Source organism: Leisingera sp. XS_AS12 (assembly GCF_041224635.1).
Taxonomy (GTDB): domain Bacteria; phylum Pseudomonadota; class Alphaproteobacteria; order Rhodobacterales; family Rhodobacteraceae; genus Leisingera.
Genome location: NZ_JBGFGM010000018.1, coordinates 1 through 11,027 on the forward strand (window position 1 = coordinate 1; position 11,027 = coordinate 11,027).

Sequence of the window (11,027 nt, forward strand, 5' to 3'; positions counted from 1 at the left end):
GAGCAGGTCCCACCTTCCCGGGTTGGCTTCGATCAGCAGCGAGGCCAAGCCGTGGCGGAAATTATGCGGGGTCATCGGCAGGCCGGCAGCACGGGTTTCGCGCTTGAACCAGCCGAGAAAGGTCTCGTAGGGCAGATTGCCGTCCGCAATAATCCCGGGAAACAGGAAATCGCTGCTATCCGCACCCGGATACAGCGGACGGATCGTTTCCATGTACCATTCGATCACTTCGAGCCCGTTCAGGTTGCCGCGTTCGATCGGCGCCCAGATCTCGTTGTCGTTCTTGGTGTGCTCCGGCGACAGCGTGATTGTCGCGTGATCAGTCATCCTGCCCGGCAGGTGGAATGTGATGTTGTCGCCTCGGATCGCAAGCGCCAGCGCGTTGTCGATGCGGATCGGTGCGCCGCGGGTTTCGAGCGCGCAGACGGCTGCCACCGAACCAATGGAACGCACCTCCTTGATTTCACTCCCGGTCATCGCCCGCCCATCCGTCGTGAAGTTGTTGCGGAGCTCTTGGGCCCGATTGCGCAGCTGCACGTGCAGGGAAAGGAAGGTTAGGGTCAGTTTCTGCGATCCAAGCAGAGTTTCACAGAAGGTCCTCGCACCGGGTGACATGTGGCTGCCCTGCTTCTTGCCCTGCTTCAAAAACCGGTTGTTTGCGAGCTGCGCCTTCATCGCATCCGGCGGCAGGCCGTTTCGCGCCATCACGACATAGATGGCCTTCAGGTAGTCATGTGCCGTTCGGGCGGTAATCTTGCCGGCCCCATCCATGTCAGACGACCACCTGCGCACGACCTGGACTGCATTTTCAGGAGAAAGAAGTTCCCCCAGCCCGAGGTCCGTCTCCAGGCCAGCGCATTCCGACAGGGTGCTGACGAACTTGCGCAGCGCTGCGGTCTTGAAGGACTTGTCATCCTCAGAGGTCCCTTCCTCGTATCTATCCTCGACCGGATCGTATTCTCCACGCGTCGCGTTGAGCACCCAGCCTCTGATTTCAGCGGCGACGTGATCCGGGATACCCGGCAGGATGTTGGCACGCAAAACCGCTGGTTCGGCGAACGGCTCGGGCGGAAGCAGCGGCCGAACCGAAGACAGGTACCGGAAATGATTCAGTTGCCGAAGAGCGGATTGCAGGGATTTCCATTCATTTGATCCCAAACGTGGCCGCAGCCCGCACAGCCATTCCTGGGAAATTTGGCTGGGGTCTTTGCCATGCTGCCGGGCAAGATCGGCCAGCTTCCGGATTGGGATCAGCACTTGGTGCGGATACATTGCCTCTTCGGGCATGCCGGTGAGCGGCTCCAGAGCATCGATTAGCTCCGCCCAGGCGTCTTGCCGCGCCCGGCGCTCCTGTTCTTCCTGCAGCTGCCCGGTGGCTCCTTTGATGGCGGCAGACACTTTCCGGCGCCAGGCCTTGTAGGCCTTCTCGGTCTTGAAATGCCGGGGATCAAAACCGCCCAGCGGAAAGCGTCGCTTGAATTCATCCAGATCGGCCGGAATGTCTTGCAAGTGTCGGTTCTTGTACAACTCACTGCACCGCTTGACCGGGGAGACGTAGTCTTTCTTGTCTTGCGCGATGGTCCAGTCCAGCACGTTCTGGAATGTCATCGGCGCGATGGGTATGAAAAAGCTCATGAAGGCCTCTTATCTTGTCCGCTGAATGACAAATTGGCCGTTATTCCCCAAACCGAAGCCGAAAATGACAATTAATCCTCCATTTGCCGGACCCGAAATTTCGGGGGCGTTTGTCATTTTGTCCGCTCGGCCTGTCATCTGTCCGTTGTTCGGCCAATTTCCTGCCCAGGTGTCATTTTCGCGGGAGTGTTGCTGATGAAATGGGCATGGCGGCACCCTGCTGACAGACAAAAGAAAACCTCCTTTCCGGGTGCGGAAAGGAGGTAGGTCCCGTGGAGAATTTCAGGAAATCCCGGTTCTGGTTCACCCCGATTTGGGCGGCGCCATAAACATGGCAGCTGCTGAGGGTGACGGAGACAATGTGACCTCGGCCTCTCTGCGTGCTGCTTTGCGCGCTCCAGTTCTTTTTGCCTGTCCTGGGATGAACGACAGGTTCTTCTGTTCCCGGCCGAAGGGCAGCTGTTCCCCCAGAAGCCAGCTTTCGATCTCTGCCGGAAAAAACAAGCGCTTTCGGGGACCAAACTCGATATACGCCGGAATGGATTTATCCCGGTGTTCACCATTGCTGCGACGGCGCGTTGTCTTTGCGCTCTCTCCCAGCTTTGCGGCCACCTGTTTCAGCTCCGCCAATGGGTTTTTGAGATCTTCCGGGTCTTTCACAGTTTCGAGGTCGATACCAAGAGCGACCCAAATTCTGATCCAAGGATAGCCTGCGCCGCGCTTCGGGATCCCCATGGTCGTCATGACATCCGGTACAGCAGTGCGATCTATCCGAAAGAATTCGGCAAGATCCTTGACCATTGCCAGATCCAGCTTCCAGTTTGGTTTGTCTGATTGTTCCATCTGCGCTCCATTTCTGGTGGGAAGATGGGTCCAGATCTGTTTTCAAGGAAATGGTTACAGGTTCGGTCTACAACACCGCACAGGGAAGGAAGAGCGGTTTCCAGACGTTCACCGCAAGCGAGAACGCGTCAGGGATGATCTGGCGAACCGGACATTAGCCCACCTTTCCGGATCGGAGCCAGGATGGTTGATGCGGAGGGCGGGAAACAGCTGTTCGAGGCATGGCCCCGCGGCCAAAGAGGTCCTGCGGCAAACGTAATACTTGGCGAGTGCTTTCACGAAGCGATTTTCGACACCTCACTGGCCGAGTGAGACAAGCCCACTCTCGCGAGTTTTTGCTAAAGTATCTTGATTCATTGAGGCAGTGTGGCGAACATCGCGCTAAGCGACGCGACAACATGAGCGTTCAGATTTTAATTTGGATTGACGATGCATTTGAATAAGTTAGCCATTCGGAACTTTCGCCGCCTGGCGGATGTTAAAATTGACCTTGATCGGGATATCTCGATTTTTGTTGGCGCGAACAACAGTGGCAAGACGTCTGTCGGCCATGCGTTGAATTTCTTTGTCAACGCTACCCGCGATCGCGTCAGTTTCCACGATATCAGCGCGTGTCGCTGGAGTGATATCGATGCGTTTCAAGCCGGGAATGACAATGCCGCACTTCCGGTTTTGTCGCTCGATCTGTGGTTTACCGTGGAGCAGGACGACCTTCATCGTGTACTCGATCTGCTTCCCCGTCTCGAATGGGAGGGATCGCAGGTCGGTGTTCGCATCGCTTTCGCGCCGCGCAACGCAGACGAAACGCTGGCGCATTTCAATGAGCGGCACCAACAGGCGCAAGAAGCTGTGGCGGGGATAGAAACGCCCGAAGGTCAGGAGCCCTATATCGCCCCGCCGCGGTCGCTACGCGAATTCCTTGAAGGGGAATTGAGGAAAGAGTACGAATTCAAATATTACGTTCTTGATGAAGCGCAGTTCAACGATGATCTGGAGCCCAACGAAGGCTACGAGCCGCAGGAATTGCTCCGTGAACAGGGGCGGACCGGCAAGGATATCATTAGCTCCCTGATCAAAATCGATTTTCTACATGCACAGCGCCACCTCTCGGATAGTGAAGGCGGCAGCCGCGCCGAGGAGCTTTCCAGACACCTGAGCCGCTATTATCAGCGCAATCTGCAACGTCACGAGGAAGACCAGAATGCAATAAGAGCGCTGGCGGCCTCGGAGGCGCTGCTAAACGAGCACCTGCGTCAGGTTTTCGCTGACACGCTGGAGCGCCTCGCGCAATTGGGATATCCGGGGCTGACTAACCCGCGGCTGATGATCAAGTCCGCGCTCAATCCCGCAACGGTGATGAACAGCCAGGACGGCGCACACGTCCACTATGCGCTAAACGATGAGGGGCTTACGCTCCCCGACAAGTACAACGGCCTTGGCTTTAAGAACCTGATTTACATGGTGGTCGAGCTGCTCGACCTTCACGCGCAATGGGTTGCTACGGAAGAACGGCGTCCCCCGGTCCATCTGGTTTTTGTCGAAGAGCCGGAAGCGCATCTCCATGCGCAGCTGCAGCAGGTATTCGTCAACAAGGTCCGGGAAATCCTCGCCGCAGAGGACGACGCGCCGAACGGGTTCCATACGCAACTTGCCCTGACAACGCACTCGCCACACATTTTGTATGAAAGGGGCTTTCAGCCGATCCGCTACTTTCGGCGCGAGGGCAACGGCACGCAGCAAGCGTCGACAGTTCTGAACTTGTCGGCGTTCTACCGCACAACCGGCAATCCGAGCCGAGACTTTCTGGAAAGATACTTGAAGCTTACACACTGCGACCTGTTCTTCGCTGATGCCGCAGTGCTCGTGGAAGGCAATGTCGAACGGCTGATCATGCCGCAAATGATCGCCAAGGCCGCGCCGGGCCTGCGATCGTGTTATCTGAGCGTGCTGGAGATCGGCGGTGCTTACGCACACCTGTTCCGCACGCTTATCGAGTTTCTTGGGATTACGACACTGGTCGTCACCGACCTGGATAGCGTGACTCCGGCTGCCGCTGTGGACGAAAGCGAAGAGGCTGAACCGGCGGAGGCAGAAGACGAAGAGGACGATGCTGCAACGGGTAGCACTTGCACGCCTGAAACACCAAATGCCGTTACCTCGAACCAGATGCTTGCCCGGTGGCTCCCGGCCATAAGCAGGATCGACGAGTTGCTGGCCGCCGATGCCGCGGCGAAAACCATTCCGGGTGACGCGACCGGCATGGGTTCTGTTCGTGTCACCTATCCGTGCACGGTCAACCTCACACGCGGTGATGAACAGATTGAGCGTGCCGGTCGGACACTCGAGGTTGCCTTCGCTTTCGACAACCTCGAATGGACTCAGGAATACGACAATCGGGAACTCAAGCTTCGGATACGCGAGCCGCAGGACCTCGAAGACCTTGCTCTGAAGCTGCACAATAAGGTGCACGGATCGAACTACAAGAAAACAGACTTCGCCCTCGCATTGCTCGCCAAAGACCCCGATGGCTGGACGGTGCCCCGCTACATCGCCGAGGGGCTGCAATGGCTTGAAGATACACTGGGCGTTGCGGAGCAAGAGATCGAAGAGCCCGGGGGTGCTGCCGAATGACAAGCCGTATAGGAAAGCCCAATACAGCGACCGACACGGCTCTTCATGAGCGGCTCGCCAAAGACGGCAACCGCCACTTTGTCATGGTGGCAGGCGCCGGTTCGGGGAAAACCACGTCGCTCGTAAAGGCCTTGGCTCAGATCGAACGCACGCAGGGGGCGTCGTTGCGCAGAAACGGACAAGAAGTTGCCTGCATCACCTATACGGAAGTGGCAGTCGAAGAAATTCGCGGTGATGTCGGCAATGACGATCTCTTCCACGTTTCGACGATTCACAGCTTTCTCTGGACCGTAATCAAGCCGTTCCAGAACAATCTCCGCGAATGGGTGAAAGGCAGGCTACACGAGAAGATTGCCGAAAAGCAGGAAAAGATAGACAAGCCTAAAACAAGAGAAGCCACTAAGGCGCGTGCGGCCGAGGATATCGTGCGATATCAGGGGCAACTCGCCGAGATAGATCGCGTCAAGAATTTTCGCTATGGCACCGGGAGCGATTACACCAATGGTGTGCTCGGTCACAGTGACATTCTGAGGATTGGCCCCGCATTTATTCGGGATCATACGTTGATGCGTAGTGTCCTGACGCGGCGCTTTCCCGTCATCTTTGTCGATGAAAGCCAGGATACAGACCCCGCCTTTGTCGAGGCCTTGCGCCACGTAGCGAGAGAAACACCCCAAGGGTTTTGTCTCGGTTTCTTCGGTGATCCGGTCCAGAAGATCTACATGCAGGGGGCCGGTCCAATCGAGACCGAGGACGGCTGGGAAACGCTGGAAAAGCCTGAGAATTTCAGGTGCCCGCAAGCTGTGTTGCGCGTTATCAACCGGATCAGGGCCGAAGATGACGGGCTGGAGCAGACACGCGGACGCCGTGAAATCGTTGACGGTGAAGAGGTTCCGGTAGAAGGCACAGCACGGGTGTTGATCTTGCCGGCTGACGACCAGAGACAAGAACGGCTCGAAAATGCGCGTCAGTGGCTTGCCGATCAGGACAATGATGATGGCTGGTTAGAAACCGAAGATGAAAGCGCGCTAAGGCTGCTGGTGCTGGTCCACCGGATGGCTGCGGCGCGTCTCGGGTTTCCAGACCTGTACCGCGCGCTCAACGACAAATCATCGGAAGAACTGAGCTCGGGGTTGATCGATGGCACCGCCTGGGTCGTGCGGCCCTTCCTCTCGTATATCATGCCGGTCGCGCTCGCGCGTCAGGAGGGGCGCGAATTCGAAATCATGCGCCTGCTGCGTAAGCATAGCCCGCAGTTCCAGCCCGAAACCGCGGCCGCTGCAGATACGGCCGGTTTCCTGAATGCGCTGCGGGACGAAATCGCCGAACTGGTGGCAATGCTTCAGCCCGGCAGCGGTGCTCGTATCGGCGATGTCGTTAGTTTTCTGGAAGCCAAGAACTTGTTCGGACTCGACGAACGATACGCCGCGCTTGTCGAGAAATTTGCCCGAACTGAAGAACAGGTAGCCGATCCCGCCCCCGAGAACGCAGCGCTGCGCTTCATGCAATGCGAGGCATCCGAGTTGTGGGGCTACCGGAAATACATCGAAAAACTCTCGCCCTTTGCCACACAGCAAGGCATCAAGGGCGCGGAATTCGAAAAGGTCTTAGTGGTCGTTGATGATCAGGAGGGCAGATCGAACGCATTCTCTTATGGCAAATACTTTGGTGTGACGCCGCTTTCTGACACGGATCAGGCTCATGTAGATGCCGGGCGGGACTCCGTAATCGGCCGAACACGGCGCTTGTTCTATGTCTGTTGCTCGCGGGCGTTGTCCGACCTTGCCGTAGTTATTTTTGCCGAAGATACGGCACAGATGCGTGATGCAATCACAGAGAAGGCCTTTTTCGAGCCTGACTTCATCAACGTCTTCGAGTAGTGTGAGAATTTGTCAGACCACGGATGGTCATGAACTCAACGCTGATCGACGTAAAAGGCGCATTACAAGCAGACTTAGTTTCCGATCCCGAGAGCTTCTTCGATACCCTTTGGTTGGGAGACCCACCGGTCATTTTCAAGGCTAAATTCGGCACCGTTGATGCAATAGCGGTGCTTCCCAGGCTCACCATCCGACTTCCGGGTTTTTGAACCAAATGCTGCCGATCCAGTCTCAGCACCTACGACCGGTCCAAGCAACTCTCCAGTCATTGCGTCCATGTCAAGGTGATAAGTTGCTAACCCTACAACGAATAAGAACTCTTGGCCATCGTAGTTAACCTGAACAACATCGCACTCATTAACTGGACATTTTTCATGAGCGATTTTGGTTCTGAGCGCTTCAATTTCGTGTTGAGCCTCAATGAACCTTCGCTCTGTGTCATCGAGCTTTTCTAAGTCGGTCACCGTCAAAGATCCTTATTCTTTACTTGTGATTTAGTTTAGCAGTTGAGATGATTTCTGTCCCACCGCCTTAAAACGCTGAACTTCGCTACAGTGTTGGAAAATCCGCACTGCCGACCTTCATCCTCTGAAAATGCTTCGCGATGGACGAATGGCCGGTCTTGTGAAACTGCGCCGCAGCAATAGCCAGCCTTGCGAACGGCAGAAACGGGCCGCGTGTGCCAGCTAAGAGAGGCATCCTACCACTTCCGCCAACTTAGCCCCATTGTTGCGGCGATGGCTTCAGGGCAACCAGCCTGAACACGGCTGCGATATGCGCGGACAGATAGCCCGTTTTCCAGCGCAATTACTTCCCACTCATCATCAGGGTTATGCGCTATTTCCCGCACCCCTTCAGTTGCTGCTCTTTCACCCGTCCAGCCTCTGCTGAGCCGTTGTTTGAAGGTTTGGAATGCTATCCCATTTTCTTCAGCAACAGGCCATGCTGGAAGGCCGTTCCCTAATGTAGCTAAGCCATCACGACGGCGATTTTCAAAGGCAGCACGATCATATGGGAATTGGGTGTGCTCGCAGGGAACAGTCCACACCTTCGCCCCATTCTCAGCGTCTTCTAAGCGCACCGCTGAAGCATCATTCAAGCGAAATGGCTTCAGGCCATAGCGGCTACAAAGCCACCAGGCATCTTCGCGACCTGCAGCTTTGCCGATTGTCTGACCGCCCAATGGAGCAACATAGTTGATCATCAATTCTGTCCGTTTCAAAAATGGTGAGAGTGGCTCGCTTGGCGTGCTCTGTTTGACCACATGTAGGCATTCGGGTCCGCGGGGAAAACGGATGTGAGCAGCCATTTTTTCGAGATCGTAAACGGCTGCTGCGTCCTGGACCTGACAGTTCGATCAAGTAAAGGTTTCGGGTTTGCGGTGAGCGTCGGCAAAGTGGGCTGCAACCGCAGAAACCGAACGGCGTCCCAAAGTCGTGTGTGGGTCGCCTGCGGACCCAAATTGACAACTCCTTGCCAAGCCTGACTACGGCTTGCCTTCATTTGCTTCCGTTTGAGGGCCATTGAACCAATGTCCCTTCAGGCGCGATCGCAGCAGGCCGCCGATTGGATGCCCCGCTCCCATCATGACATCCTTCAAGCCGGGTTTACGAGCAATCGTTTGTTCGACCGCGCGGATACCTATAAGCACAGCAGCATCTGCCGGCGCAATCTCTCGAGCTTGGAACAACAGCCGGATCGCATCGGCCTCGGCCTGCGGGCGAGACGCGATGAGGCTGGCACGGTCTTCTAAGGCGGCGATCAAATCATCCTGGGTCCGCCGGGCTATCCATGCATCGAGATCAGATCGCGATGCATGGATAGCAAATATACCAGCTCTCTCTTCGAGGCAGTCGATACGGCGCTCGAGGGATACCATGATACTCTGATGAAGTTCTTCAGCTGTCCGCTGAAGATCTCCGTGCCATTTTGCCATGAGCTGCTTCTGGGCGTAGCCCTTCAATGTGCTGTTTCCCAAGAGAGCTGCGGCGCCGATTGTGGGGCCGAGGATTAGCGCGCCGGCCGGGCCGATTGAGATTAGGCCTATCCAAGCCCCGGCGTTGCTGCCAGTGAAGGTGAGCAGGCCGCGCGAGGCGCCATCGAGAATGAGCCAAGCTGGTAAGTCGGACACAGGGACCCGTCCCCGTGCGACCTCGATACCCCCGCGCAGCACACCTATGGAAAGCGCGAACTGTAGAACGTCAGGGTCGGCCAAGTCGACAGCATGGCCGAGCGTCTCTGCGATCTGCTCTTCAATCGTGGTGATCTCGAAGCCTGGAAGAGTCGTAACGAGGTTTGCCCAAGGCGCGCCGTTTGCGACGGCTTCCTCGGCAAGGGCAGCATTGGCGATTACCGGAATGTCCGGGTATTTTTCGAAATGCTCTGTCAGGTTCGAGAACGAACTCCCGCATTTCACCTGCACTGCCGTCCCGTCGACAATAAGATCCAGACCGGGTGTGTTACTCGCCTCTGCGAGCTGCACGACATGCCCGTCTGCGATTAGCTTGTCCATGACCAACCGCTCAGCTGTGTATCCTCGCAGGGACCATCCGGCGCCCGGAGACAGGAAGTCAATCGCACGGTAGGCGAAAGAGGTGGGATCACCAATTTCCTCCGTGCGGGAGAAGTCGGCTGCTTTCATGACGTTAGGGTCGAGCGCCACAAGGTGCCAAAGCATTTCGCCCGCGGTCAGGCCCAGTGTTGTGATCGCATCTGAGCAATCGGTGGACATCTTCTTCGACGACCAGGGCTCCGGAGGCCGTCCTGCGGGCGCAGGTAGTGGACCGGCCAAGCGACTGGTAAGCGTAGCAACGCTGCGGCGCATATCTGCGTAATATTTCGCAGGTAGCCAGGTGAACGAACCGGCAGGCTCCCGATCCAGCTTTCGCATGTCTGCAAGGAAACGATCCAGACCTGTCTCACGACTCTGCGCGCCTTGTGCCGCCATGAGCACTCCGAGACGGGCCGCAAGCTGGCTGCGCACTATTCGTGAACCTCGCCCCATTCCGAGCCACCCGAGCGCGGCAGCGCCCGCAAAAACGGTCACGGGGTTGATGAGGGTCGCAAGAAGAGAGACTAAAGTGCGACCACTGACCAGCGGTATTACCGCACTGAGCTGCGCTGCCAGCAAGTAGGGCAAGAAACCAGCATTTGCGAGGATGGCCGCTCCGCCGACCCATGCGCCGCCAGCCGCCATGGCATAACGCGCTCGGGCCTGTCCCTGCCGAAGGGCCGCAGAAATTTCGGGATCGGCCCGCTGAGCGGCAGCCTCGACGATGTCGTCGTCCGCGAGGAGTGCCAGCATCTCCTCGGCCACGATCTCGGGAAACGGCAGGGGCGGTTCCCCGACGACGGTGGCCTTCGCCGCCTTCCAATAGTCTGCGGCTTTTCCGCCGACCTGTTCGGCGATGCCGCATTCAGGTCCCTTGCGATCGGCCTTCCGGTGGCGTGCCCGGATCGAAGGCGTCAGCCGTTCGGAGGCTCGCACTGCAAATGCGCAGGCGGATCGTTTGGCTGTCTTTTCCGAGAGAGGCACAACGGACGGCAGGGCCATCGCCTCGGTCAGCCTCGACCAGAGGCGGAAGCGTAAGGCGGCGTCAGTGGCCGACGAATTGGCAAGGTCATTCTGATACGCTTTGAGGCAATTGGCGGCAGAGTCCATTTCGAGACCAAGCTTGGCGCCCACGCCTGCTACAGCACCCTTCGCAAGAAAGAGGCCGTCAACACATTCAATGAGAGCGACAATCTGGCACATTTCGGCCCGCTCCATGATACCAAGACCCGAGAGGATATCGACGGGGCGGGCAATAGGTGGTGCAGCAGGATCATCGGTCATGCTCCGGACATTGCGTCTCATCGGCGGCAAATGCAATCTCTCAGAGATAATTCCCGGGCTGACGTAAGCGCTGTCTGCGCCCCACGCGGGATCAGCTTGACGTGGTGAAGTTCCAGGGCAGCAGCTCGTCGATCTTGCTGGCCGGGTGACCGGAGGCGATCGCTTCGAGGGTCGCCTTGAGGTAGGCGAAGGGCTCCACGCCG

Annotated in this window: 8 protein-coding genes; 2 read left to right on the forward strand and 6 right to left on the reverse strand. The window is 57.2% G+C overall.

The window, feature by feature from the left end:
* Together AB9K35_RS00150 and AB9K35_RS00155 are read right to left on the reverse strand one after the other, a co-directional pair.
* Nucleotides 1-1,635 (reverse strand): hypothetical protein (locus AB9K35_RS00150; RefSeq protein ID WP_369923911.1); only part of this gene is annotated, 1,635 nt, incomplete at its 3' end.
* Nucleotides 1,636-1,938: 303 nt separating this feature from the next.
* Nucleotides 1,939-2,478 carry a hypothetical protein gene (locus AB9K35_RS00155; protein WP_369923913.1) on the reverse strand — a complete coding sequence of 180 codons (540 nt, stop codon included), beginning with the start codon at nucleotides 2,476-2,478 and terminating at the stop codon, nucleotides 1,939-1,941.
* Nucleotides 2,479-2,907: 429 nt separating this feature from the next.
* Here AB9K35_RS00155 and AB9K35_RS00160 point away from each other — a divergent pair, with 429 nt between their 5' ends.
* Together AB9K35_RS00160 and AB9K35_RS00165 are read left to right on the forward strand one after the other, a co-directional pair.
* A complete protein-coding gene (locus tag AB9K35_RS00160) occupies nucleotides 2,908-5,109 on the forward strand; it encodes an ATP-dependent endonuclease (RefSeq protein ID WP_369923914.1) in 2,202 nt (733 codons plus the stop codon).
* Nucleotides 5,106-6,989, forward strand: a complete 1,884-nt coding sequence (locus AB9K35_RS00165; protein WP_369923916.1) for a UvrD-helicase domain-containing protein — start codon at nucleotides 5,106-5,108, stop codon at nucleotides 6,987-6,989. The genes AB9K35_RS00160 and AB9K35_RS00165 overlap by 4 nt, the downstream gene beginning before the upstream one ends.
* Nucleotides 6,990-7,063: 74 nt before the next feature.
* On the opposite strand, the gene AB9K35_RS00170 is transcribed toward AB9K35_RS00165, so the two are convergent.
* From AB9K35_RS00170 to AB9K35_RS00185, 4 genes are all read right to left on the reverse strand, one after another.
* On the reverse strand, nucleotides 7,064-7,453 hold the full coding sequence (locus AB9K35_RS00170) for a hypothetical protein (RefSeq protein WP_369923917.1): 390 nt from the start codon (nucleotides 7,451-7,453) through the stop codon (nucleotides 7,064-7,066).
* A 236-nt stretch (nucleotides 7,454-7,689) separates the two neighbouring features.
* A complete protein-coding gene (locus AB9K35_RS00175; protein WP_369923918.1) occupies nucleotides 7,690-8,193 on the reverse strand; it encodes a hypothetical protein in 504 nt (167 codons plus the stop codon).
* A gap of 282 nt (nucleotides 8,194-8,475) precedes the next feature.
* A complete protein-coding gene (locus AB9K35_RS00180) occupies nucleotides 8,476-10,824 on the reverse strand; it encodes a hypothetical protein (RefSeq protein WP_369923919.1) in 2,349 nt (782 codons plus the stop codon).
* Nucleotides 10,825-10,915: 91 nt separating this feature from the next.
* Nucleotides 10,916-11,023: a transposase domain-containing protein gene (locus AB9K35_RS00185; protein WP_369923920.1), complete on the reverse strand. Its 108-nt coding sequence runs from the start codon at nucleotides 11,021-11,023 to the stop codon at nucleotides 10,916-10,918.
* Between the last annotated feature and the right edge of the window lie 4 nt (nucleotides 11,024-11,027).